General features: G+C 66.6%; 20 protein-coding genes, 1 rRNA gene, 1 pseudogene and 1 riboswitch. Of the genes and pseudogenes, 11 read left to right on the top strand and 11 right to left on the bottom strand.

What is annotated here, in order from left to right:
• Nucleotides 1–3 precede the first annotated feature (3 nt).
• Both rrf and CFB50_RS31295 read left to right on the top strand, forming a co-directional pair.
• Nucleotides 4–116 (top strand): 5S ribosomal RNA (rrf, locus tag CFB50_RS31300).
• A 672-nt stretch (nt 117–788) separates the two neighbouring features.
• The gene (locus CFB50_RS31295; RefSeq protein ID WP_089448354.1) at nt 789–2,213 is read left to right on the top strand and encodes a DHA2 family efflux MFS transporter permease subunit; all 1,425 of its coding nucleotides are present in this window, start codon (nt 789–791) and stop codon (nt 2,211–2,213) included.
• Nucleotides 2,214–2,487: 274 nt separating this feature from the next.
• On the opposite strand, the gene CFB50_RS31290 is transcribed toward CFB50_RS31295, so the two are convergent.
• The 4 genes from CFB50_RS31290 to CFB50_RS31270 form a co-directional block, all read right to left on the bottom strand.
• Nucleotides 2,488–3,231 carry a 2OG-Fe(II) oxygenase gene (locus CFB50_RS31290; protein WP_089448353.1) on the bottom strand — a complete coding sequence of 248 codons (744 nt, stop codon included), beginning with the start codon at nt 3,229–3,231 and terminating at the stop codon, nt 2,488–2,490.
• A 347-nt stretch (nt 3,232–3,578) separates the two neighbouring features.
• Nucleotides 3,579–4,847, bottom strand: coding sequence for an IS256 family transposase (locus CFB50_RS31280; protein ID WP_089445088.1), 1,269 nt, complete (start codon nt 4,845–4,847; stop codon nt 3,579–3,581).
• Nucleotides 4,848–4,958: 111 nt separating this feature from the next.
• Nucleotides 4,959–6,551, bottom strand: coding sequence for an inorganic phosphate transporter (locus CFB50_RS31275; RefSeq protein WP_089448351.1), 1,593 nt, complete (start codon nt 6,549–6,551; stop codon nt 4,959–4,961).
• Nucleotides 6,552–6,736: 185 nt separating this feature from the next.
• Nucleotides 6,737–7,324, bottom strand: coding sequence for a histidine phosphatase family protein (locus tag CFB50_RS31270; RefSeq protein WP_089448350.1), 588 nt, complete (start codon nt 7,322–7,324; stop codon nt 6,737–6,739).
• A 49-nt stretch (nt 7,325–7,373) separates the two neighbouring features.
• Nucleotides 7,374–7,511, top strand: a riboswitch (cobalamin riboswitch).
• Nucleotides 7,512–7,545: 34 nt separating this feature from the next.
• On the opposite strand from CFB50_RS31270, the gene CFB50_RS31265 reads away from it, so the two are divergent.
• From CFB50_RS31265 to CFB50_RS31255, 3 genes and pseudogenes are all read left to right on the top strand, one after another.
• Nucleotides 7,546–7,755 (top strand): CbtB domain-containing protein, encoded by a 210-nt coding sequence (locus CFB50_RS31265; RefSeq protein ID WP_006488502.1) that lies wholly within the window; start codon nt 7,546–7,548, stop codon nt 7,753–7,755.
• Nucleotides 7,756–7,768: 13 nt separating this feature from the next.
• Nucleotides 7,769–8,491, top strand: a complete 723-nt coding sequence (locus CFB50_RS31260) for a CbtA family protein (RefSeq protein WP_089448349.1) — start codon at nt 7,769–7,771, stop codon at nt 8,489–8,491.
• 88 nt (nt 8,492–8,579) lie between these two features.
• Nucleotides 8,580–8,912: pseudogene (locus CFB50_RS31255) on the top strand (5-methyltetrahydropteroyltriglutamate--homocysteine S-methyltransferase); the annotation flags it as partial.
• A gap of 99 nt (nt 8,913–9,011) precedes the next feature.
• On the opposite strand, the gene CFB50_RS31250 reads toward CFB50_RS31255, so the two are convergent.
• On the bottom strand, nt 9,012–10,337 hold the full coding sequence (locus CFB50_RS31250) for an MFS transporter (protein ID WP_089448348.1): 1,326 nt from the start codon (nt 10,335–10,337) through the stop codon (nt 9,012–9,014).
• 54 nt (nt 10,338–10,391) lie between these two features.
• Nucleotides 10,392–11,348: an agmatinase gene (gene speB / locus CFB50_RS31245; RefSeq protein ID WP_011353980.1), complete on the bottom strand. Its 957-nt coding sequence runs from the start codon at nt 11,346–11,348 to the stop codon at nt 10,392–10,394.
• A gap of 138 nt (nt 11,349–11,486) precedes the next feature.
• On the opposite strand from speB, the gene CFB50_RS31240 reads away from it, so the two are divergent.
• A complete protein-coding gene (locus tag CFB50_RS31240; protein ID WP_089448465.1) occupies nt 11,487–12,398 on the top strand; it encodes a LysR family transcriptional regulator in 912 nt (303 codons plus the stop codon).
• 126 nt (nt 12,399–12,524) lie between these two features.
• Here the strand turns inward: CFB50_RS31240 and CFB50_RS31235 are convergent, their stop codons facing one another.
• The gene (locus tag CFB50_RS31235) at nt 12,525–12,989 is read right to left on the bottom strand and encodes an Lrp/AsnC family transcriptional regulator (RefSeq protein ID WP_046549763.1); all 465 of its coding nucleotides are present in this window, start codon (nt 12,987–12,989) and stop codon (nt 12,525–12,527) included.
• Nucleotides 12,990–13,123: 134 nt separating this feature from the next.
• Here CFB50_RS31235 and CFB50_RS31230 point away from each other — a divergent pair, with 134 nt between their 5' ends.
• From CFB50_RS31230 to CFB50_RS31220, 3 genes are all read left to right on the top strand, one after another.
• Nucleotides 13,124–13,750 carry a LysE family translocator gene (locus CFB50_RS31230; RefSeq protein WP_027790530.1) on the top strand — a complete coding sequence of 209 codons (627 nt, stop codon included), beginning with the start codon at nt 13,124–13,126 and terminating at the stop codon, nt 13,748–13,750.
• A 246-nt stretch (nt 13,751–13,996) separates the two neighbouring features.
• Nucleotides 13,997–15,589, top strand: coding sequence for a S53 family peptidase (locus CFB50_RS31225; protein WP_089448347.1), 1,593 nt, complete (start codon nt 13,997–13,999; stop codon nt 15,587–15,589).
• Between the two features lie 75 nt (nt 15,590–15,664).
• Nucleotides 15,665–17,341, top strand: a complete 1,677-nt coding sequence (locus tag CFB50_RS31220; RefSeq protein ID WP_089448346.1) for a S10 family peptidase — start codon at nt 15,665–15,667, stop codon at nt 17,339–17,341.
• Nucleotides 17,342–17,416: 75 nt separating this feature from the next.
• Here the strand turns inward: CFB50_RS31220 and nadE are convergent, their stop codons facing one another.
• The 3 genes from nadE to CFB50_RS31205 all read right to left on the bottom strand — a co-directional run bounded on the left by nadE (nt 17,417) and on the right by CFB50_RS31205 (nt 19,747).
• A complete protein-coding gene (gene nadE, locus CFB50_RS31215; protein WP_089448345.1) occupies nt 17,417–18,265 on the bottom strand; it encodes an ammonia-dependent NAD(+) synthetase in 849 nt (282 codons plus the stop codon).
• 242 nt (nt 18,266–18,507) lie between these two features.
• Nucleotides 18,508–19,377 (bottom strand): DMT family transporter, encoded by an 870-nt coding sequence (locus tag CFB50_RS31210; RefSeq protein ID WP_089448344.1) that lies wholly within the window; start codon nt 19,375–19,377, stop codon nt 18,508–18,510.
• Between the two features lie 184 nt (nt 19,378–19,561).
• On the bottom strand, nt 19,562–19,747 hold the full coding sequence (locus CFB50_RS31205) for a hypothetical protein (RefSeq protein WP_089448343.1): 186 nt from the start codon (nt 19,745–19,747) through the stop codon (nt 19,562–19,564).
• A 208-nt stretch (nt 19,748–19,955) separates the two neighbouring features.
• Between CFB50_RS31205 and CFB50_RS31200 the strand changes: the two genes are divergently transcribed.
• Both CFB50_RS31200 and CFB50_RS31195 read left to right on the top strand, forming a co-directional pair.
• Nucleotides 19,956–20,714, top strand: a complete 759-nt coding sequence (locus tag CFB50_RS31200; RefSeq protein WP_069252505.1) for a DeoR/GlpR family DNA-binding transcription regulator — start codon at nt 19,956–19,958, stop codon at nt 20,712–20,714.
• 105 nt (nt 20,715–20,819) lie between these two features.
• On the top strand, nt 20,820–22,613 hold the full coding sequence (locus CFB50_RS31195; RefSeq protein ID WP_089448342.1) for a phospholipase D-like domain-containing protein: 1,794 nt from the start codon (nt 20,820–20,822) through the stop codon (nt 22,611–22,613).
• A gap of 75 nt (nt 22,614–22,688) precedes the next feature.
• On the opposite strand, the gene CFB50_RS31190 is transcribed toward CFB50_RS31195, so the two are convergent.
• Entirely contained in the window at nt 22,689–23,363 is a 675-nt protein-coding gene (locus tag CFB50_RS31190; RefSeq protein ID WP_069252503.1) for a TetR family transcriptional regulator, read from the bottom strand.
• Nucleotides 23,364–23,434 lie beyond the last annotated feature (71 nt).

The raw sequence follows: 23,434 nt of genomic DNA, 5'->3' as shown, positions 1-23,434 counted from the left end.
TTGCCTGATGACCATAGCGAGTCGGTCCCACCCCTTCCCATCCCGAACAGGACCGTGAAACGACTCTACGCCGATGATAGTGCGGATTCCCGTGTGAAAGTAGGTAATCGTCAGGCTCCCTAAGCCAAGAACCCCCGCCCGAAAAGGCGGGGGTTTTTGCATTTCGGCGGCGGAAATGCATGGGGGAGCGGAGTGGGCGGCCTGGCCATATCCAGGCGCCGCATGCGTCGATTCCGGCACTTTGCCGTTCTCGAGCAACCAACAGCGCTGCTACCACCAAAATTTTTAGGTGTGTTCCACCACGCCCCCACACCAATCTGGCAGGTACCGAAGCGTCGAATGCGGCGTTGACGCGGGCCTCCATTGTTCTCGAGCGACCTACAGCCCCGTACCACCGAAATCTCCCGGTGCGTTCTCCTTTGGCCCACATCAATCGGCACGTCAATGAGTGCCTATATAAGTCGATCCATTCATGGATGGCGCCGTAATGGCAGAGGATGAGCAATTTTGGCTGAAAATGGCTGGTAATTGAGACGTCTGGGCGAAAGACATCCTGAGGCATCGACCACGCCTTCGACACGTTGTGGCGACGTGATCGTCGGCGCACACAACGAACTCGGCGCCAAATCGTCATAAAAATCTATGCGCATAAAGTCCATTCGGGCGACATGCGCGGCAGAGCGGGGTGCAAGCCCTTCGGGGTAATATCGCCTTTCGTCCCGATTCCCGACGCTTCCAGGCAACCGTGGGTGATCGGTGTCCTCCGTATTCCGTCTCCTGCACAGTTCATGACTGACAGCCCAGCCCAAGGTGGTCGGACGACCGACTTCTTGCCATATCTCGTCGCCGCGACCTTCTTCATGGAGTACCTCGACACGACCGTGATCGCGACCGCGCTACCGCAAATGGCGCGCTCGTTCGGCGTCGGGCCGAACGCGCTGAGCCTCGGGATGACGGCCTACATGCTGGCGCTGGCAGTGTTCATCCCGATCAGCGGCTGGATCGCGGACCGTTATGGCTCCCGCACGGTGTTCGCCAGTGCAATCGTCGTCTTTACCGGTGCATCGGTGCTGTGCGGGTTGTCCGAGGGTGTCGTGACATTCACCGCCGCGCGCCTGCTGCAAGGCGTCGGCGGGGCGATGATGGTGCCGGTCGGGCGCATGATCGTCGTTCGCAGCACCGAGAAAGCGAAGCTGATGCGCGCGATCGCGACGATCACGTGGCCAGGCATCGTCGCACCTGTCGTCGGGCCGCCGATCGGCGGCTTCATCACGACCTATGCGTCATGGCGGTGGATCTTCCTGCTGAACGTCCCGTTCGGCATTGCCGCACTGGTCTGCACCTGGCTGATCGTCCGGAACACGCGGGCCGACGAGCAACGGCCGCTCGACTGGGGCGGCTTCGTGCTCGCCGGGGGCGCGCTGACCTGTCTGCTGATCGGCACCGAAGCGGCCGGCCAGCAGGACGTCCACTTTACGCGCGCAGCCGTCCTGGTGGGTGCAAGTGTGCTGTTCTGCGTCGCCGCCTGGTGGCATGCGCAACGTTGCGCGCATCCGCTGCTCGATTTCACCACATTGAAAGTGCCGACGTTCTCGGTGACCGTGATCACCGGGTCGATCACGAGAATGGCCATCAATGCCGTACCGTACCTGCTGCCGCTGCTGTTCCAGATCGGTTTCGGGCTATCGCCGTTCCAGTCCGGCCTGCTGCTGCTCGCGAGTGCGCTCGGCAATCTCGGGATGAAGGCGGGAACGTCGTGGATTCTCGACCGCTACGGCTTCCGGCGCGTCGCTCTCGTCGACGTGACGATAGTCGGCCTCTTCACGATCGCATGCGGCTGGCTGACTGCATCGACGCCGCTGATGATCACGCTGTTCGTCGTATTCGTCTACGGACTGACGCGGTCGATGCAGTTCACGACGCTCGCCACGCTCGCCTATGCGGATATCCCGGCCCGGCAGACAAGCGCGGCCAGCACCCTGTGGAGCGCTGCTCAGCAGATGACGATCGGGATGGGCATCGCGTTCGGTGCGTTGTCGCTTCGACTCGCGTCGTTGGTGCGGGGCGATGCGGTCGGCATGCACTACGTACTCGACGACTTCCGCTGGGCATTCGTCGCAGCGGGTGTACTGGCATTGCTGACGTTGCCGGGCTATGCACGGCTCGCCTCCGATGCGGGCGACCGGCTGCGGGCAAATGTGGCGCGCGGGTAGGCCGGGTTTTCTGTCGCCTGTGGGCGGCGACAGGTGAGCGTCTGGGCTCTCTGTCGCGCACTCCAAACATGGGCCCAGCGCGCAGCGACGGTCTGACGAGAAGCGAAAAGGTCATCTGTCATGGTGGCTGACCGAACTGACCGCCTGGTGATACCCGCTCGCGAAGAACCCTGATCGATCACGCGCGATTGGCACGTCGGATGCGCGGTATGTCCCGCGAGAATTCACCTGCGTGGCGGATGGCGCGGCAGCGTCGTGTTCGTTCCGATAGCCGTCACTGCGCGTCATGGAAGATGATGCCGACCGTGTGGCGATGGCCGCTCCGAATCCGGCTGACGCCGTGGCGCAGGTTGACGCGATAGACGCCGCGCGTTCCCTGCACGGGCCTGCCGTGCACGGCGAAGATGACGGCGTCGCCTTGTGTCAGCGGCACCACTTCCGCGCGCGACTGCATGCGTGGCCGCTGTTCCGTCAGCACGAATTCGCCGCCGGTGAAATCGCGGCCCGGCGCCGACAGCAGGATCGCGACCTGGAGCGGAAACACGTGCTCGCCATACAGGTCCTGATGAAGGCAGTTGTAGTCGTCGGCGCCGTATTGCAGGATCAGCGGCGTCGGTCGCGTCTGTCCTGCCGCGTGGCAGCGATCGAGGAAGGCCGTGTGGTCTGCCGGATAGCGGACGTCGATCCCGAGTGCCTTGTTCCAGCGATTCGCGATTGGCGCGAGATGCGGGTAGAGCGTCGCACGCAGCTCGGCGACGACCGCGGGGAGCGGATACGCGAAATACTTGTATTCGCCGCGACCGAACCCGTGCCGCGCCATCACGACGCGCGAGCGATAGAGTGCATCGTGCGGATAGCGCGATGCGATCGTCGCGCACTCGCTTGCCGAGAGCAGGCCAGGGACGCGCGCACATCCGTAGCGATCGAGATCGGCGTCGACAGTCGTCCAGTCGATCGCGTCGACGCGTGGCGCAATGTCGAGCGATTCGACGGCAGGTTGCAGGTCGGCAATGTTCACGGGCGTACCTCGGTTCGTCAGCAATGTGGCGCCATGCGGTCGTGCGGAATGCTTCGGGCACGTCGTCCGCACGATTGAGTCCACGGTCAATGTTGATGAGCCCAGTCTACGGATGTCCATGCGCCGGCGCGCTCCAGATCTTGCGCTTCAATTCGGGAAAGAAAGAGGGGGAGCGCTCGCGGCGGCATGGGCGCACCGAGTGCCTCGACGCGTCGAATTGGAGAAGCGGAGAAGCGGAGAAGCGGAGAAGCGGAGAAGCGGAGAAGCGGAGAAGCGGAGAAGCGGAGAAACGAGGGTCGAATTTTGGACGTGTCAGGAATTTCGTGTGCTGAGGCCGGTTAAAAATCTCAGCTGATGGCGGAGGTGAATCGCTCGCCGAACAGAATGGCGAACTGATTGACTGCTTGCCGCCAGGTGATAGGCGGCATCTTCCAATCCTTTTCGATGTTGCGCAAGGCAAGAAACAGCAGTTTGCTGGCGGCTTCGTCGCTCGGGAAGTGGCCGCGATTCTTTACGATCTTGCGCAACTGCATGTGCATGCTCTCGATGGCGTTGGTCGTATATACGATTCGACGCACCTCGGGCGGATAGGCGAAGAAGGGTATTACCTGCTCCCATTGGCGCTGCCACATGGCCGCGACGGTGGGGAATTTGCGGCCCCACTCGCTTTGCGCAAAGGCATCCAGCGCCGCTGCCGCCGCCTCGGCCGTGGCGGCCTGGTAGATCGGCTTGATCGCGGCGGCCAATGGCTTGCGGTCCTTCCAGCTCGCCAGATTCAGCGAATTGCGGATCAGATGCACGATGCAGGTCTGGATCTGGGCGGCCGGATAGACCGCCTCGATCGCTTCGGGAAAGCCGCGCAAACCGTCGACCACCGCGATCAGGATGTCGTGCAAACCGCGGTTCTTCAGCTCGTTGAAGACCTTCAGCCAGAACTTGGCGCCTTCGGTTTGCTCGATCCACAAACCCAGTACTTCCTTGCGGCCGTCGGCGCGGATGCCCAGCGCCAGATAGACCGCTTTGTTCTTGACCGTGCCTTCGTCGCGTATCTTCAGTCGCAGCGCGTCAAAGTACACGATCGGATACATGGCCTCGAGCGGGCGTTGCTGCCATTGCTCGACGTCGGCCAGCACCTCGTCGGTGACTGTCGAAATTAGGTCGGGCGACACCTGCAGTCCGTACAGTTCCAGCAGATGGCCCTGAATCTCGCGCACGCTCATGCCGCGCGCATACATGCTGATGACGTGGTCGTCGAAGCCAGGCAGCCGGCGTTGATACTTGCCGACCAATTGCGGCTCGAACGTCGCCTGCCGATCGCGCGGAATATCCAGCTTCAGCTCGCCGTTGGGCGTCAGGACCGTCTTGGGGCTGGTGCCGTTGCGGTGGTTGCCGGCCTTGCCTTGCTCGGCCTCGGCTTCGAGATGGTGGCTCAACTCGGCTGCAAGCATGCGCTCGGCCAGCTGCTTCTTGAGCTGGCCGGCCAGGCCCGATTCGCCCAGGATCGACTCGGCGTCCTTGCTCTGTACCTGGGCAAGCAGTTGATCGATTAGCTCATCGGGGAACAGCTTCGGCGCCTTCGGGTTCTTGCTCTTCTTGGTCACTGTTACATCGGTCATAGGACGTTATTTCCGTTATCGTCTCATGACCTCGGCACACTAAAAATCTGACAGGCTCCGAATTTTCTACGGCGGGTGGCCGGCTCCTGCCGGCCCCCGCCGCATCACCGCTTACGCCACCGACCGGAACAGCCAATAGAGCCCGCCGGCAAGCACGATCGACGCCGGCAGCGTCAGCACCCACGCCAGCACGAGGCTGCGCACCGTGCCCCACTGCAAGCCCGATCCGTTCGCCGCCATCGTGCCCGCGACGCCCGACGACAACACGTGCGTCGTCGACACCGGCAATCCGTACACGTCGGCCGCGCCGATCGTGAGCATCGCGACGAGTTCGGCCGACGCGCCCTGTCCGTACGTCAGATGCTGCTTGCCGATTTTCTCGCCCACGGTCACGACGATCCGCTTCCAGCCCACCATCGTGCCGAGGCCCAGTGCGATCGCGACCGCAACCTTCACCCACGTCGGGATGAACTTGGTCGCGTGGTCGAGCTGCTTGCGATAGTTGTCGATCGCGAGCTTGTCGTCGGCGGCGAACGCGGGCTGACCGGACTTCTCGATCAGGCGGATGGCTTCGGACACCAGATACATCGTATTGCGCACGTTGTCGACGTCACGTTGCGGCACGGCCGCCATCGAGCCCGATGCACCGACCGCGGTCGCGAGCGACGCGGATAACTGCTGCACGGCGGGGATCACGGCAGGCGTCAGTTCGCGATGCTGTACGTAAAGCTCGACGTCGGCACGCGGGTTCGCGGACGGTGCAACGCCGTTCGTGTACTTCCCGAACGTCGCGGCTGCCTGGTTCGCGACCGCCACGAAGGTCTGTGTCTCGGCCGGCGTGACGGCCTTGTTCAGCGCATAGGCGGTCGGCACCGTGCCGATCAGGATCAGCATGATGAGTCCCATCCCTTTCTGCCCGTCGTTCGAGCCGTGCGCGAACGACACGCCCGTGCAGGTCAGGATCAACAGGCAACGAATCCAGAACGGCGGCGGCTGGTCCTTCGGCGGCTCCTTGTACAGCTCCGGAATCCGCACGAGGGTTTTCAGCACGAGCAGCAGCAGCGCCGCGCACAGGAAGCCGACGAACGGCGAGAGCAGCAGCGACTTGCCGACGCCGAGCGCCTGGCCCCAGTCGACGCCGCTCGTGCCGGACGGCCCGTGCATCAGCTGGTTCATCAGCCCGACGCCGATGATCGACCCGATCAGCGTATGCGAGCTCGACGACGGCAACCCGAAATACCAGGTCGCGAGGTTCCATACGATCGCGGCGATCAGCAGCGCGAACACCATCGCGAAGCCCGCACCGCTGCCGACCTGCAGGATCAGCTCGACCGGCAGCAGTTGCAGGATGCCGAACGCGACGGCGCCGCTCGAGATCATCACGCCGAGGAAGTTCCACAGGCCGGACCAGATCACCGCGACGTTCGGTGTCAGCGAGTGCGTATAGATCACGGTCGCCACCGCGTTCGCGGTGTCGTGGAAACCGTTGACGAATTCGAAGCCGAGCGCGATCAGCAGCGCGGCGCCGAGCATCAGGTACGGGAACAGCGATCCTTCGCGCATCGGCGACAGATCGTCGATCAGGTGCGTGGCGATATAGACCGCACCGATCGCGAGCACCAGCAGGAAGACGGCATAGCCGAGCTGCTTGGTACGCTCGACGGAACCCGAATTGCTCGGGGCAGACGAAGCAGGCTGATTCATGACGGTATCTCGTAAGGGAACCGCGACCGATCCTAGCTTCGGCTAGCAGTCAGTTTGATGACAGCAGGGACAACGGGCGGCGTGTCTTACAGCGATGTAAGGTGAACATCGCCAGGCAATTGCAATACGACGCGACACGTCGGCTTGTGTCGTGGTCGATATCGCGAACGCAACATGGCAGGCGGCTACGTCGCAGTGTCGCGCCGATCGTCGTCGGCGATCAACGTCCATCCGTGCGGCGCCGCAGCGAATGTCGTGCACGACAGCGGTGCGACGTCGATGCGGGTTGCCGCGCCGGGATCCAGTCGCATGGCATGTGCGACGGCCGCGCGAACGATCGGCGCATGCGTGATGGCGACGATGTCGCGGCCGTGTTGCAGCGCGTTCAACCATGTGCCGACGCGGCGCATCGCTGCATCGAACGATTCGCCGCCGTGCGGCGACGCGCAGGGATTGCCGATCCACGCGCCCACTTCGTCAGGCATGTCGCGCGCGAGGTCGTGCAGCCGCTTGCCGCGCCAGTTCCGGTAGTCGATGTCGCGCAGCGCGTCATCGATGTCGGCATGCAGGCCGAGCGCATCGGCGGTCTGCACCGCACAGCGGGCCGGGCTGCACAGCACGAGCGCGCCGGTCACGCGTGCCCACCGATCGTGCAGCGCCGCGGCGTCGGCGAGCCCGTGCGCGTCGAGCGGGTCGTCGTCGGGAAACGTACCGGTGCGCATTGCCCGGGTCGAGGCGTGTGCGATCAGGCGCAGCGAGGCATGCATGTTCATGTCGATTTTCGGATGGGCCGGGACGAGTGAATTCGATCACCTGCCGCCGCTTCAATACGCGAACGTTCGCGCGTACAATTCGCCCGATACGAAACGCGGAAGCCGGTGCAATCCCGGCGCGGTCGCGCCACTGTAACCGGTGATCCATGATCCCGGAAGCCAGACCTGCCTTCGTACCCATCCAACATTTGTCGGGGCGCGATTCCCCCTGAGGTGCATCCATGAGCGAAGCAGTGCTGAAGCCGGCGGTCGTGCCGGCACCCATCCCCGTCCGTGAACTGTTGCCGTGGGCCGTGTTCGTCGGCTTGATCCTGTTGCTCGCGCTGTACTTCGTCGGTGCGGAACAAGGGGCGACGTCGCTCGTGCCGGGCATGTATGTCCACGAGTTCGTCCACGACGGCCGCCATCTGCTCGGCTTCCCCTGCCACTGACGCGGAGTTCACGATGGTCGGAAAGCTGCTCATGCGCGGGATGCTCGCAGGCATCGCCGCAGGCCTCCTCACGTTCGGTTTCGCGAAAATCGTCGGCGAACCGCAAGTCGATCAGGCAATCTCCTTCGAAGAAAAAGCCGAAGCCGCCCGAGGCGAAGCACCGGAACCTGAACTGGTCAGCCGCCACACGCAAGCCGGCCTCGGTCTGCTGACGGGCGTCGTGACCTACGGCGCGGCATTCGGCGGGCTGTTCTCGCTGGTCTTTGCGTATGCGTATGGCCGAGGCAGCCGTCTCCCGGCACGGCCGCTGGCTGCGTGGCTTGCGCTGGCGTCGTTCGTCGCGCTCGTGATCGTGCCGAACATCAAGTACCCGGCCAATCCGCCGTCGGTCGGAGACCCCGACACGATCGGCTATCGCACGGGGTTGTTCTTCCTGATGATCACGATCTCGGTCGCGACGATGGTGTTCTCGGTCAGCGTGCGCCGCCATCTGCTGGCGAAGCTCGGGCAGTGGAACGCGTCGATCGTCGCCGGGCTCGTGTTCGTCGCGATCATCGCGGCCGTGCAGATCGGGCTGCCGTCGGTCAGCGAGTTGCCGGCCGATTTCCCGGCGGCGTTGCTGTGGAAGTTCCGCGTGGCGGCCATCGGCATGCAGGCGATCATGTGGACGACGATCGGCCTGCTGTTCGGCGCATGGGTCGAGCGTACCGAACGCATCGGCATGCGCGCCGCCTGACGCGCATTGCTACGGGGCGCGCCTAGCGCAGCATGCGCGGCGCGCTCCACGTCGATTCGCGTGCCAGCGCGACGAACGCGGCCAGATAGTCGATCGACGAGGCCGCGCTGCGCGGCTGCCGCTGCGCCGCGCGCAGTGGGGCGAGTACCTGAAGTGGGCGGTCGAATCGTTCCGCATCACCGCGAACGGCGTGCAGGAATCCGAACGAAATAGGGCCGGCGTGTACGACATTCATTCGCCGAACATCCCGACGCAGGCGCACATCGTCGGCCTGATGAAGAAGGCGGCCGAGCGGATTCCGGCGGAACGCCTGTGGGTGAACCCGGACTGCGGCCTGAAGACGCGCCAGTGGGCGGAAGTGATTCCGGCGCTGACGAACATGGTCGCCGCCGCGAAGACGCTGCGCAACCAGGTGCACTGATCGGGGCGCGGTGCGGAAAACAGGAAGGGCGGCCAGACGGCCGCCCCCAGATGTACGAGCACCGGGCGGGCGAAGCTGCCGGGCCGGTGCGCGTGTGCGTCAAGCCGTGCGTGCTGCGCGCGGCAACGTGTCGGCCGTCTTGCGGGGCGCGCCCGCATCGTCGATGCTCACGCGGCGCGAGATCAGCCACACGCACAGCGACGACACGATCGCGGCGCTCGTGTACTGGAGCGCGAGCGGCCACCATTGCGGCGCGGTGTTCTGCGCGATGATGGTCGCGACGAGCGGCGTGAGGCCGCCGGCGAGCGCGCCGCACACCTGGTACGCGATCGAGATCGCCGTGTAGCGGATGCGCGCGACGAAGATGCCGCTGACGAAGCCCGCGACCACCGAGTAGTAGCCGGATTCCGCGAGCGTCGCGAGGCCGACGCCGACCGTGATCGACAGCGGCGTGCCCATGTGTACGAGCGGCAGCATGACGAACGGGACGATCGCGGCCCATGCGCCGGTGATCAGCAGCACGCGCGTGGTGCCGAAGCGCTGTGCGAGGAACGCGGCCGCGAGCTGCACGACGAACTGCAGCACGGCGACGATCGTCATGCAATGCAGCACCATCGACCGGTCGAGCGACAGGAACTGCGTCGCGTAGCTGATCATGAAGATGTTGCTGAAATACACGCCGGCGATGCCGTACACGTTCGCACCGATCGCGAGCAGCAGCAGCGGCCAGTACTTGAGCGCTTCGCGCAGCGGCTTTTGCGCGATGTTGCCGCTCTTCTTGACTTCCTCGAACTCGGGAGACTCGGACACGCTCGCGCGGATCACGAAGCCAACGATCAGCAGTACGGAACTTGCCAGGAACGGCACGCGCCAGCCCCAGCTCATCATGTCTTCCTTCGACAGCGTGCTGATCGCGCCGAACGCGAGCATCGACAGGATCAGGCCGCTCGCGCTGCCGAGCTGCGCGAACGACGCGAAGAACGTGCGCTTGCCTTCCGGCGCATGCTCGCCGGCGAGCAGCACCGCGCCGCCCCATTCACCGCCGACCGCGATGCCTTGCAGCACGCGCATCAGCACGAGCAGGATCGGTGCGATCACCCCGGCTTGCGCATGAGTCGGCAGCAGGCCGATCGCGACCGTCGACACGGCCATCAGCATCAGCGTCGCGAGCAGCGAGCGCTTGCGGCCGAAGCGGTCGCCGAGGTAGCCGAACATCACGCCGCCGAGCGGCCGCGCGAAGAAACCGACCGCGAACGAGCCGAACGACGCGAGCAGGCTGATGAAGCGGTTTTCGCCGGGAAAGAACAGCGGCCCGAACACGATGGCGGCGGCGGTCGCGTAGCTATAGAAGTCGTACCACTCGATCGTGGTGCCGACGAACGACGCGAGCGCCGCCCGCTTGGGTTGCTTGACGGAAGTCCCCATCTTTATGTGTGCTCCTCTGAATCCTCTGATTTGGAATAGGTGGCGGCGCGGGGATCAGTCGCGGTACGCGACGCCCGGCAGCACGCACAGCAGCTCGTATGCGAGGTTCGCGCCGAGCAGCGCCGTGGTGCCGAACGGGTCGTACGGCGGCGCGACTTCGACGAGATCGCAGCCGACGATGTTCAGCCCCTTCGCGCCGCGGATGATCTCGAGCGCCTGCGGCACCGTGAGGCCCGCGATTTCCGGCGTGCCGGTGCCCGGCGCGTAGGCCGGATCGATGCCGTCGATGTCGAAGCTGATGTAGACGGGCGTGTCGCCGACGCGCGCGCGCACTTCTTCCATCAGCGGCGCGAGCGACTTGTTCCAGCATTCCTCGGCCTGGACGACGCGGAAGCCCTGCTCGCGGCACCAGTCGAAATCCTCGGCGGCGTAACCCGTGCCGCGCAGGCCGATCTGCGTGACCTTGTCGCCGTGCAGCAGGCCTTCCTCGACCGCGCGGCGGAACGGCGTCCCGTGTGCGATCTTTTCACCCATCATCGTGTCGTTCACGTCGGCGTGGGCATCGACGTGGATCAATGCAACCTTGCCGTGCTTGCGGTGGATCGCGCGCAGGATCGGCAGCGCGATCGTATGGTCGCCGCCGAGCGTGATCGGCTTGCAGTCGTGCTCGAGGATCGCGTCGTACGCCGCTTCGATGCGCGCGATGGAATCGTGCAGGTTGTACGGATTGATCGCGACGTCGCCGATGTCGGCGATCTGCAGCGAATCGAACGGTGCCGCGCGCGTGGCCATGTTGTACGGGCGCAGCAGCACGGATTCGGTACGGATCTGGCGCGGGCCGAAGCGCGCGCCGGTGCGGTTGGAGGTGCCGAGATCGAACGGCACGCCGACGAAACAGGCGTCGAGGCCTTCGGCGCTCGCCACGTGCGGCAGGCGCATCATCGTCGCGATGCCGCCGCAGCGCGGCATTTCATTGCCGCCGAGCGGCTGGAAATGGGTGTGGTCGTTCATGGCTGTCTCTTCCGATGTGGGGTTGCCGTATCATGCGACGCGGCTTGACGCACAGTTTTACGCGCTCGGCCCGGAAAGAAGAATGCGAAGATATCGACGTAAACATCGATTTTCATCGATGTATGGAAGGGGATGAACGTGCTGGGGAATCTGTCGACCCTCGATCTGCGGTTGATCCGCGTGTTTCTCGCGGTCACGGACGCGGGCGGCGTCTCGGCCGCGCAGGCCGTGCTGAATGTCGGGCAGTCGACGATCAGCGCGCAGCTTTCGTCGCTCGAGACGCGGCTCGGCTACCGGCTCTGCGAGCGCGGTCGCAGCGGTTTCCGGCTCACGCCGAAGGGCGAGCGCTTCCACGCGATGAGCCGCAAGCTGCTCGCGGCGCTCGACGAATTCGGGATGGCCGCGCGGCACATGGACCGCCAGCTGGTCGGCACGCTGCACATCGGCCTGATCGGCCATACGCCGGTGAGCCAGAACGCGCGGATCGCCGAGGCGATCGCCGCGTTCCGCACCCGCGACGAGGCCGTGCGTTTCTCGATTTCCGTGCGCGCGCCGGGCGATCTCGAGGAGAAGCTGCTGAGCGACGAGATCCAGATCGCGGTCGGCTACTTCTGGCACCGCGTGCCGACGCTGCACTACACGCCGCTGTTCATCGAGCGCCAGGTCGCGTACTGCGGGCGCGGCCATCCGCTGTTCGACGGCGCCGGCGCGTTGACGCCGGCCGACGTCGTGGGCTTCGAATGGGCGTGGCGCTCGTATCCGCTGCCCGAAGCGCAGATGTCGACGACGCCCGACCGCGTGACCGCGACCGCCGACAACATGGAGGCCGTCGCGCTGCTGATCCTGTCCGGCCACCACCTCGGCTATCTGCCGCAGCACTTCGCGGCGCCGTACGTCGCGCAGGGGCTGCTCACGCCGCTCAATCCGGAGCAACTGCGCTACGACGTGACGTTCCACATGGTCGTCGCGCGCAACGGGCGCGGCAATCCGCTCGTGGAAGCGTTTCTCGAGGACCTCGAACGCGCGCACCAGCCGCCCGACATCGCGTAGGCTGTCGGCATCAACAATGTGGATGAGTGTTGCGGCAGCGTGCTCCGACGCGGCCCACATCGATCGGTGTCGAAGTGACGAACCGGGCGACGGGTTCGGCTTGCGCGTGCCGTTCGCCCGCCGGCATCACGGCACCGGCAGTCCCGCGTCATGCTTGACCTCGCGCAGCGACAGCGCCGATTCGATCGACGTCACGCCCGGCAGCATTCGCAGCGATTCGCGCAGGAACGTGCCGTAGTCGTCGAGGTCACGCGCCACGACCTGCAGCAGATAGTCGGCCGTACCCGCCACGTTGTGGCACGCCAGGATCCGCTCGATGCCGAGCACCTCCCGCTCGAAGCGGTCGGCGGTCTTGCGATCGTGCGTCGCGAACCGCACGAGCACGAATGCGACGACACCGAAGCCGAGCGCCTGGCGCGACAGCTGCGCGCGGTAGCGCTCGATGTAGCCGTCGTTTTCGAGGCGCTTCAGGCGCCGCGCGCAAGGGGTCTCGGAAAGACCCACGGAATCGGCGAGGCGGGCGATCGGCAGGCGGCCGTCGCGCTGCACCGCGGCGAGGATGGCGCGGTCGGTTTTGTCGAGTTCGGTCATGTTGGCGGAATCCTTTTCTGGATTTCGAGATTGTGGCGGATTCCCCTATGGATCGCCAATCCTGAACCAAAGATGGCCAATAATCCCTCGCCCTCTGGCGGCACCATATCGTCGTAAGAGGACAGGGGCAGACCATGATTTCCACGCATTTGCTGTTGATTTATCTCGCCGCGCTGGCGGCCATCTATGCCGTGCCGGGGCCGGACATGGCGCTCGTGCTGCAGACCAGCATCGGCCGCGGCGTGCGGCCGGGGATGGCGGCGGCGGCCGGCCTGTCGCTCGCGCGCACCGCGCACGTGACGCTGTCCGCCTGCGGCGTCGCGGCGCTGATTCGCAGCGCGCCGTGGCTGTACGAAGTGATCCGTTACGGCGGCGCGCTCTATCTCGCCTATGTCGCGATCCAGGTGTTCCGTTCGCCCGTGTTCGCGCTCGGCGACGGCGATGCGGCGGCGACGGCGGGCGAGCTGCGCCAGTCGTTCGTGAAGGGCCTGCTCACTAACCTGCTGAACCCGAAGGCGCTGCTGTTCTGCTCGGTGCTGCTGCCGCAGTTCGTGCGCCCCGAGGCCGGGCCGGTCGTGTTGCAGATGTTCGAGCTGGGCGCGCTGCTGGTGGCGGCCGGCGTGTGCTTCGACCTCGCGTGCGTGTTCGGTGCGTCGCGGATCGCCGCGTGGATGCGCGCGCATCCGCTCGCGCAGACGGTGCAGCGCTGGACGTTTTCCGCGGCGCTGATCGGTTTCGCGCTGCGCCTGTCGATGGACTGAGTGCCGGTGCGGTGTCGCGCCGCCGCGGGTCGCGGCGCGTCGCCGCATCCGAGGCGGGCCGCGCGCAACGCCGGCCCGCGCGTGCGCCCCGTCGCAGAAGGGCGTGCGCGCAAATCGTCTGACTGTTCTAAACTCCCTGTTACTTCGCGCTGCGCGAACCCGACCGACCGAACGGAACCGTCTCCCGCCGGCCCTGTCCGATTGCCTGGTTGTTCCGTGCAACGCGGTACCAAGGAGGGTCTGAACATGGCAAGGCATCTTCACGCCGACCGTGAACCCCGAATCGTCGCCGAGTCCAAGTGCCTCGGCCCGTGCGATCCGGCAGAACGCATCCACGTCACGATCATGTTGCGGCGGCAGGAAGAAGGGCAACTCGATACGCTGCTTCACCAGCTCGCCACCGGCGACGCGCAAGCGAAACCGGTGTCGCGCGCAACCTTCGCGCAACGCTTTTCCGCCAATCCCGACGACATTCGCAAGGCCGAGGACTTCGCGCATCGTCACCAGCTGACGGTCGATCGTGTCGATCCGGTCGAAAGCGTCGTCGTGGTGTCCGGCACGATCCAGCAGTTCGAAGCCGCGTTCAGCGTCAAGCTCGAGCGCTTCGAGCACAAGTCGATCGGCCAGTATCGCGGCCGCTCCGGCCCGATCGCGCTGCCCGACGAGCTCGGCGATGCCGTCACGGCCGTGCTCGGCCTCGACAGCCGTCCGCAGGCGCGGCCGCACTTCCGGCTGCGACCGCCGTTCAGGCCCGCGCGCGGCGGCGCGGCGGCCGTCACGTTCACCCCGATCCAGCTGGCATCGCTGTACGGCTTCCCGGCCGGCGACGGCGCCGGGCAATGCATCGCGATCATCGAGCTCGGCGGCGGCTATCGCGCGGCCGATATCCAGCAGTATTTCCGCGGGCTCGGCATCACGACGCCGCCGACGCTCGTCGACGTGAACGTCGGCACCGGCCGTAACACGCCGACCGGCGACCCGAGCGGCCCGGACGGCGAAGTCGCGCTCGACATCGAGATCGCCGGCGCGATCGCGCCGGCCGCGAAGATCGCTGTCTACTTCGCGCCGAACAGCGACGCGGGCTTCATCCAGGCCGTCAACGCGGCCGTCAGCGACACGACCAACAAGCCGTCGGTGATCTCGATCAGCTGGGGCGGCCCGGAAGCGATCTGGCAGGCGCAGTCCGCGCAGGCGTTCAACCGCGTGCTGCAGGCGGCGGCCGCACAGGGCATCACGGTGTGCGCGGCATCGGGCGACAGCGGTTCGGGCGACGGGCTGCAGGACGGCGCCGATCATGTCGACTTCCCCGCATCGAGCCCGTACGTGCTCGGCTGCGGCGGCACGCAGCTCGACGCGTTGCCCGGGCAGGGCATCCGCAGCGAGGTCACGTGGAACGACGAGGCGGCCGGCGGCGGCGCGGGCGGGGGCGGCGTCAGCACGCTGTTCGACCTGCCGTCGTGGCAGCAGGGGCTGAAGCTCACGCGCGCCGACGGCAGCAGCACACCGCTCGCGAAGCGCGGCGTGCCGGATGTGGCGGGCGATGCATCGCCGCAGACGGGCTACGAAGTGTCGATCGCGGGCACGGCCACGGTGATGGGCGGCACGAGCGCGGTCGCGCCGCTGTGGGCCGCGCTGATTGCACGGATCAATGCGGCGGCCGGTGCGACTGCCGGCTGGGTCAATCCGGTGCTCTACAAGAATCCGGGTGCGCTGCGCGACATCACGCAAGGATCGAACGGTACGTACGCGGCCGCGCAGGGCTGGGATGCGTGCACGGGCCTCGGCAGCCCGAACGGCGCGCAGCTCGCCGCGATCCTGACGCGCAAGCCGTCGAGCTGACGGCCGCGGGACACGTCTTTCCGTATGGCGCGGGCTTCCTGTCCGCGCCTTTTTCTCACCTCCAGGAGCAGCACGATGGGCATCGATTCCGCATCTTCCGGCGGCGTGTATCCGCTGCATCACGGCGACCACAACTCGCATGGCGTGCCGCCGACCATCAACCCGGTCGCGCTGAGCCACGGGCGCGACCAGCCGTTCTTCGATCCGGTCGCGTACGGCAACGGCCCCGACGACTCGGTGACCGACACGACCGAGGCGGCCGCGATCACGCATCACACGATCCTGATCGACGGAAAGCGCATCGCGTACACGGCGACGGCCGGCCATCTCGTGACGGTCGACCCGAGCAGTTCGCAGCCGGCCGCGAAGCTCTTCTACGTCGCGTTCACGGCCGATGGCGCGAAGGAGGAAACGCGGCCCGTGACGTTCTTCTATAACGGCGGGCCGGGCTCGTCGTCGGTATTCGTGCTGCTGGGCTCGTTCGCGCCGAAGCGCATCAAGACGTCGATGCCGGGGTTCACGCCGCCCGCGCCGTACCAGATGGAAGACAACCCGGACAGCATGATCGATCACAGCGACCTGGTGTTCATCAACCCGGTCGGCACCGGCTATTCGGCCGCTGTCGCGCCGAACAAGAACCGCGACTTCTGGGGCGTCGACCAGGATGCGAATTCGCTGAAGCAGTTCATCAAGCGCTACCTGACGAAGAACAACCGCTGGAATTCGCCGAAATACCTGTTCGGCGAATCGTACGGCACCGCGCGCAGCTGCGTGCTCGCGTACAAACTGCACGAGGACGGTGTCGACCTGAACGGCATCACGCTGCAGTCGTCGATCCTCGACTACCGGCAGGCCGGCAACCCGGTCGGCGCGCTGCCGACCGCGGCGGCCGATGCGTGGTATCACAAGAAACTCGGCGTCACGCCGGCGCCCGCCGACCTCGGCGCGTTCGTCGAGGAAGTCGCGCAGTTCGCGCGCACCGATTACCTGACCGCATTGCGCAACGTGCCGCATGCCGACCCGGCCGCCGTGAAGAAGCTGTCGCAATACACGGGCATCGACACGGCGACGCTGCAGACGTGGGGGCTCGACATTGCGGGTTACAACGCGCGCGGCAATTCGCTGTTCCTGACGACGTTGCTGCAGGCACAGGGGCTGGCGCTCGGTTCGTACGACGGCCGCGTGACCGGGATCTCGTCGGGCATCGCCGGCAAGATCGACCCGAACTCCGGCGGCAACGATCCGACGATGACGGCGGTGACGGGCGTCTATACGGCGATGTGGAACAGCTACCTGAACGAGCAGTTGAAGTTCACGTCGAGTTCCGCGTTCACCGATCTGAACGACCAGGCGTTCCAGAACTGGGATTTCCACCACACCGATCCGACTGGCGCGCAGCAGGGCATCGATGCGCAGGGGAACGTGATCCTCTACACGGCCGGCGATCTCGCGGCGGTAATGGCGTTGAACGTCGACCTGAAGGTGTTGTCGGCGAACGGCCTCTACGATTTCGTCACGCCGTTCTACCAGACCGTGATCGACCTGCAGCAGATGCCGCTCGAGGATCAGAAGGTGCGGCAGAACCTGTCCGCGCGTTTCTATCCGTCGGGGCACATGGTGTATCTCGACGGCGGCTCGCGCACCGCGCTCAAGCGCGATCTCGCGGCGATGTACGACGCGACGGTCAGCGATACGGGTGCGCGGATGCGGATTCGTGCGCTGCAGGCGACGAAGACGGGCGGGCACGCGTAGCGGTGCCCGTCGGCTGGACGCCGCGCGCAGCCGTGACGGTGCGCGCGGCGTTATTTTTCAGCGTGGGCGGCCGGCTTATGCCGTCGGCCAGTCGAACATCGTGTACGGCAGCGCGCGCTTGTGGCGCGACGCGTCGTAGAAGCGCAGCACCGTTTCGTACACGCGATCGGCGACGGGCTTGCCTTCGAGGAAGTCGTCGATCTCGTCGTAGGTGACGCCGTACGCGTGCTCGTCGGGGCGCAGCGGGCGCAGTTCCTCGAGGTCGGCCGTCGGCACCTTCATCACGATCAGTTCGTCGCCGCCGAGCGCACGGGCCACCGCGCGCACGCGACGCTTGTTCAGCCCCGCGAGCGGCAGGATGTCCGCGCCGCCGTCACCGAACTTCGTGAAGAAACCCATCAGCGACTCGGCCGCGTGATCGGTGCCGATCACGATGCCGCGCCGCGCGCCGGCCACCGCGTACTGCGCGATCATGCGCTCGCGCGCCTTGACGTTGCCGTGCACGAAGTCCTGCTGGGCCGGCGTCTCGAACGCATGGCCGGACGCGACCAGCGCGCCGAGCATCGCGTCGGCGGCCGGCTTCACGTTGACGGTCAGTTCCTCGTCCGCGCGGACGAACGCGAGCGCGCGCTGTGCATCGGCTTCGTCGTTCTGCACGCCGTTCGGCAGGCGCATGGCGATGAAGCGGGCGTCGTAGCCGCCGGCGCGCAGCTTTTCGACCGACAGCTGTGCGAGCCGGCCGGCCGTCGACGAATCGACACCGCCGCTGATGCCGAGCACGTAGGTCCGCAGGCCGGTCGAACGAAGGTATTGCGCGAGGAACTCGACGCGGCGGGCGATCTCGGCCTCGGCGTCGAAGTGCGGGGCGACGTTCAGTTCGGCAATGATCGCGCGTTGGCGGCTGGCGTAATCGGCGGATGTCATGAAAGGAGTTCCGGAACGAAATCAAGGCGCCCATCATAAGCGCATTCGCGCCGCGGTGCCGCGCCGGGCGTGCGATCCGGCGATTTCGCGTTGCTTCGGCGAGACGGGCCGCATCGCCGTGGTGCACGGTGCGCGTCGCGGGTGCAACGATGCCGCGTAACGGGCGTTCGCGCGGCCGGTATTCGATGCACGTGGCGGCCGGCGTGCATGCACCCGAGCGACCGCACACACGGGCGGCCGCGTCAGCGCCGCGCGAGCACGACGCCCACCAGCGCGAGCGCGAAGCCGGCGAGCTGGATCGCCGCGAGCGTTTCGCCGAACAGCCAGTAGCCCTGTAGTGCCGCCAGCGGCGGCGCGAGGAACAGCAGCGACGTTGCGCGTGCGGCATTGCCGCGCCGCAGCATCCACATCAGCATCGTGACCGCGCCGCCGGACAGGAACACGACGCCCCACACGAGCGACACCCACAGCGCCGGCGCGCCGATCCAGCGCGTCTCGTGCAGCAGCGCGACGAAGACGGCCGCGACGATGGCCGCACCGAGGTTCTGGATGGTAACCGCCGTGCGCAGGTCGCTCTGCGCGAGCTTGCCTTTCTGGTACAGCGACCCGGCGGTGATCGACCCGACCGCGAGCACCGAGACGGCGACGACGAGCCACGCCGGCGCGGCGCCCGGCGGCGGCGCGACGCCGCCCGCGACCTTCGGCGCCAGCACGAGCGCGACGCCGGCGAGGCCGAGCGCCATCCCGAACCAGCCGCGCGCCGGCAGGCGCTCGTTGAACAGCGGGACGGCGAGCACGGCGGTGGCGAGCGGCTGCAGTGCGCCGAGCAGCGCCATGACGCCGGCGTTCAGCCCTTGCGCGACGGCCCAGTAGCTCGCGCCGAGATAGACGCCCTGCAGCAGCGCGCCCGCGATCAGGTGGCGCGGCCATTCGCGGCGGGCCGGCCACGGCGCGCGGGAAACGAGCGCCACCACGCCGAACAGCGCGGCCGTGCCGGCGAAACGCGCGAGCAGGAACAGGTTGGGATCGGCGTAGGGCTTGATTGCCCGCGCAACGATGAAGCCGGTGGACCAGAGGGCGACGAAAGCGGCGGCGACGAGCGAGGTCAGCATGCGTGGCGGGCCGCGACGCGGCCGGACAGAATCGTGAAGTCGGCCAGTATCGGGGAAAGCGCTGCGGGCGTCTTGTCGAATCCTGCACTCATGCTGCGTGCCGCGCATGCGGCCGCCGGTGCCGGAAGAAGGTGGGGCGCCGCCCCGGGGACGCGGAGCGGGCGAGCGTGAAGAGCCGCGGAGATCAGTCGATCGAGAACGTGTCGAGCGGCTGGTTGGCGCGTGCGTCGGTCGCGAAGCGCGCGGCGAGCTGTTCGTAGAGCCGGCGGGCCTCCTCGAGCGTCAGGTCGATCCAGTACGGATCGCCGGCCGCGTCGTTGAGACGTTCGGGCGGAAACTGGATTTCGATCACACTGCCTTTGCGATACATGGCGCGAGCCCCTTTGCTTGGTCTGTCGTTCGGCGAAGCGCAAAGTGTAGCAACCGGCGCCGCGCCGATTCGCGCGCGTCAGGCAATACAGAATTTCGCTTTCGTGAAACGCGGCCCGGCGGGTTTCCCGGCGCAGTCAAATGCCCGTCAAACGGCCGTAATACAATGGGCGGCTTACCCATTACCAGTCGCCTCGGGCGCACACGCGATGCTGGCGGAACAACGTCATCAATTCATCCTGTCGGAACTCGGACGGTCGGGCGCATTGTCGGTCGCGGAACTCGTCCGCTCGCTCGACGTGTCGCGCGAGACCGTGCGGCGCGACCTGAACGCACTGGCCGCACGCGGCCTGCTCGTGATGACGCACGGCGGCGCGCTGGCCGCGGATCGCCGCGAGCCGAGCCTGTCCGAGCGCGAAGCCGCGAACGCGGAGGCGAAGCGCACGATCGGGCGGCGCGCGGCCGAGTTCGTGCCCGACGATGCATCGGTGCTGATCGATTCGGGCAGCACGCCGCATGCGGTTGCGCTCGCGCTCGCCGACCGGCACCGGCTGTCGATCTACACGAACGACTGGCGCACCGCGTTCGTGCTCGCGCGGCGCAACGGCAATCGCGTGACGCTGCTCGGCGGCGAGCTGTCCGACGACGAGGACGCCACCTTCGGGCTCGACACGATCCAGCAGCTTGCGCAGTACCACGTCGATTTCGCGTTCGTCGGCGCCGGCGGCATCACACCCGACGGCGAATGCACCGATTACTCGCGGCTCGCCGCCGAGGTGCGCAGCCGAATGATCGCGGCGGCCGGCACCGCGATGATCGTCGCCGACCATTCGAAATTCGGCCGTGTGACGCCGGTGCGGATCAACGGTACCGGCGCGGCCCGCTATCTCGTGACCGAACGCGCGCCCGACAAGGCCGTGCGCCGCGCGCTGACCGCACGCGGGATCGAACTGCTCGTGTGCGACTGACGCGCGTCCGACATACAAGGTTCATCGAACCGTCATTCGCAGGGAAGATCCGCCGTCAAGACTGACCCATTCACCTCGACCGGCCGCCAGGCCAGGGAGCAACGAATGACCGTCAGCGTGCGCAGCTATCTTTCCCCCACCCTGGTCCTGCTGGCCTTCGACTGGCCCGACGCGGCGTCGCGGTCCGATTTCCTCGGCTTCGCGATCCGGCGCACGCCGGGCTTCTGGTCGGCCGACGGCAAGACGCGCGCGCCGAACAGCTGGCTGCCGAACCGCCTGACGTTCGATGGCCCGGCCGCACACACGCAGGGCGATGCGCCGACCGACCAGGCGCCGATCCAGAAATTCATGTGGTGGGATGCACGCATCGATCCGCAGGATCGCGGTGCGGCGTTCCGCTACGACGTGTATCCGGTCGTCGGCACGCCGGCGAACCTGCAGGTGCTCGACGCGCAAGCCGGCGTGTGCGACGTCGTGCTGCCCGCGCACATCGAGGACGGTATCGGCACGTGGTTCAACCGTGCGGTGGTCAGCTCGCAGGCCTTCGCGAAGCAGGTGGCGGCGCTGGGCCTCGCGCCGAATGCGGCGCCGAGCGCCGCGCAGGCGCTGAAGCTGCGCACGTGGCTCGCGAACGACATGGAGCAGGTGTTCGCGGAGATGCTCGACCCCGCGTCGCGCGCGGCGTCGGCCGTCTATCACCTGACCGACACGCTGTGGGCGCTGCCCGCGTTCGAAGCGTTCGGGCGCACGCACGGCGAAGCGTCGCTCGCGATCGTCTACGACGCGCACACGACGGCGCGCAAGGGCAAGCCGCCGCTGCCGTCGCCGAACCAGCCGGCCGTCGATGCGCTGCAGGGTCTCGCGACGCTCGCGCCGCGCGACAAGACGCACATCATGCACGACAAGTTCATCGTGACCGATGCGTCGTCGAATGCGGTGCCTTCGCGCGTGCTGACCGGTTCCGCGAACTTCACGACCGAAGGGCTCACGGAGCAGGCGAACGTGCTGCACGCGTTCGACTCGCCCGCGCTCGCCGCGCTGTACAACGATCGTGCGCATGCGCTGGCCGGGAATCCGTCGATCGCGGAGACGGCGCGGCTGTCGCCGGGCTGGTCGGAACCGGTGACGATCGGCAGCGCGCAGGTGCGGCTCGCGTTTTCGCCGGAGCCGGCGGGGCAGCGCACCGAGATCGACACGATCGTCGCCGCGATCGCGGCCGCGAAGCATTCGGTGTCGTTCTGCCTGTTCATGCCGACCGACGCGGCGCTGCGCGACGCGTGCTTCGCGGCCGGCGACCGCGGGCTGATGATGTTCGGGCTGGTGAACAAGATCAACGTCGGCAGCGCGACGAAGGCCGATGCCGAGCAGCAGGCCGGCCAGACGCTCGATGCAGCGACGCTCGCGAACCTCGAGCTGTATCACCGCAGCCGCGACAACCACGACGTGATCGATGCCCAGTATTTCTCGCCGGCCACCGTGCCGCCGGGTTTCGAGCCCGAGCTGCGCCTCTTTCCGGGTGAACCGGCGCCGGCTTTTCCGCCCGTCGTGATCCATCACAAGTTCATCGTGATCGATGCGGAGGGCGCGAATCCGGTCGTCTATACGGGCTCGGCGAACATGAGCCGCAATTCCGAGCAGTACAACGACGAGAACCTGCTCGAGATCCGCGACCAGCGGATCGCGGCGATCTATCTCGCGGAATTCCTGCGGCTGTACGAGCACTATCGCGCGCGGGCACTGGCGATCAATGCGAAGCAGCACGGCACGGACGGCGGCACGGGCGCGCATGCGCGGCTCGCGCTTGCGCCCGATTCGAGCTGGGCGAAGAAGTATTACGTGGCGGGAAGCCCGGAAGAGAAGGCGCGGATCGCACTGGCGTCGACCGCGCCGACGGATTGACCCACGAGAGAACGACGGGCGCGGATGTCGCGCGCCCGGCTTGAATCTGGCCGGGAAACCGGCTGACGCCGCCGCTTATGCGGCGACGTAGCGCAGCACGGCGTCGGCGATCGTGTCGCGGTGCCGCACGCGCAGGCGCGGCGCCGACGGATCGCGGCCGAATGCGGCGCCGAACGTGTAGCGGTTCGACACGCGGTGGAAGCAGAACGAGCTGATCAGCAGGTGCAGGTCGAACGCGTCGATGTCCTTGCGGAACGCGCCGCTCGCCGCGCCGCGCTCGACCAGTTCCTCGAGCGTCTTGATGATGCTGACGTTGCGGTTCTTGAACGACTTGAGCTGTTCGAGATACTTCGCGCCGTGGATGTTCTCGATCGACACGAGGCGAACGAAGTCGCGATGCTTGTCGTGATAGTCGAACGTGAATTCGACGAGGCGGCGCATGCCCTCGCGCGGCTCCATGTCGCCGACGTGCAGCTCCTGCTCGAGTGCGCGGATGTCGCCGTACACCTTCTCCAGCACGGCCTCGTACAAGCCTTCCTTGCTTTCGAAGTAGTAGTAGAGCATGCGCTTCGTCGTGTTCGTGCGCTCGGCGATGGCGTCGACGCGCGCACCGGCGAGGCCCATCGCGGAGAATTCCTGCGTGGCGACGTCGAGGATGTTGCGCTTGGTTTGCTCGGGATCGTATTTGCGCCGCGCATCGGACGGAAGCGCGCGGGTGTCGGACGTGGCGGCCTTGCTTCCTGCTTTCATGTGAATTTATTGTGGCTTCGGCGGCTTGGAAAAGCCATTCTAACATGTGGGAAATCCCCGCCCGGCCGACC

This window comes from Burkholderia sp. AU33423, assembly GCF_002223135.1.
Classification (GTDB): domain Bacteria; phylum Pseudomonadota; class Gammaproteobacteria; order Burkholderiales; family Burkholderiaceae; genus Burkholderia; species Burkholderia lata_D.
The sequence above is the reverse complement of the archived record's forward strand: the minus strand, read 5'-3'. Positions and strand labels throughout refer to the sequence as shown.

Coding starts and splice junctions, on each gene's coding strand:
- CFB50_RS31230 (WP_027790530.1), top strand. CDS start 13,124: ATGATTTCCACGCATTTGCTGTTGATTTATCTCGCCGCGCTGGCGGCC.
- CFB50_RS31205 (WP_089448343.1), bottom strand. CDS start 19,747: ATGTATCGCAAAGGCAGTGTGATCGAAATCCAGTTTCCGCCCGAACGT.
- CFB50_RS31195 (WP_089448342.1), top strand. CDS start 20,820: ATGACCGTCAGCGTGCGCAGCTATCTTTCCCCCACCCTGGTCCTGCTG.
- CFB50_RS31265 (WP_006488502.1), top strand. CDS start 7,546: ATGAGCGAAGCAGTGCTGAAGCCGGCGGTCGTGCCGGCACCCATCCCC.
- CFB50_RS31190 (WP_069252503.1), bottom strand. CDS start 23,363: ATGAAAGCAGGAAGCAAGGCCGCCACGTCCGACACCCGCGCGCTTCCG.
- CFB50_RS31235 (WP_046549763.1), bottom strand. CDS start 12,989: ATGACCGAACTCGACAAAACCGACCGCGCCATCCTCGCCGCGGTGCAG.
- nadE (WP_089448345.1), bottom strand. CDS start 18,265: ATGACATCCGCCGATTACGCCAGCCGCCAACGCGCGATCATTGCCGAA.
- CFB50_RS31200 (WP_069252505.1), top strand. CDS start 19,956: ATGCTGGCGGAACAACGTCATCAATTCATCCTGTCGGAACTCGGACGG.
- CFB50_RS31210 (WP_089448344.1), bottom strand. CDS start 19,377: ATGCTGACCTCGCTCGTCGCCGCCGCTTTCGTCGCCCTCTGGTCCACC.
- CFB50_RS31260 (WP_089448349.1), top strand. CDS start 7,769: ATGGTCGGAAAGCTGCTCATGCGCGGGATGCTCGCAGGCATCGCCGCA.
- CFB50_RS31280 (WP_089445088.1), bottom strand. CDS start 4,847: ATGACCGATGTAACAGTGACCAAGAAGAGCAAGAACCCGAAGGCGCCG.
- CFB50_RS31220 (WP_089448346.1), top strand. CDS start 15,665: ATGGGCATCGATTCCGCATCTTCCGGCGGCGTGTATCCGCTGCATCAC.
- speB (WP_011353980.1), bottom strand. CDS start 11,348: ATGAACGACCACACCCATTTCCAGCCGCTCGGCGGCAATGAAATGCCG.
- CFB50_RS31225 (WP_089448347.1), top strand. CDS start 13,997: ATGGCAAGGCATCTTCACGCCGACCGTGAACCCCGAATCGTCGCCGAG.
- CFB50_RS31250 (WP_089448348.1), bottom strand. CDS start 10,337: ATGGGGACTTCCGTCAAGCAACCCAAGCGGGCGGCGCTCGCGTCGTTC.
- CFB50_RS31270 (WP_089448350.1), bottom strand. CDS start 7,324: ATGAACATGCATGCCTCGCTGCGCCTGATCGCACACGCCTCGACCCGG.
- CFB50_RS31295 (WP_089448354.1), top strand. CDS start 789: ATGACTGACAGCCCAGCCCAAGGTGGTCGGACGACCGACTTCTTGCCA.
- CFB50_RS31275 (WP_089448351.1), bottom strand. CDS start 6,551: ATGAATCAGCCTGCTTCGTCTGCCCCGAGCAATTCGGGTTCCGTCGAG.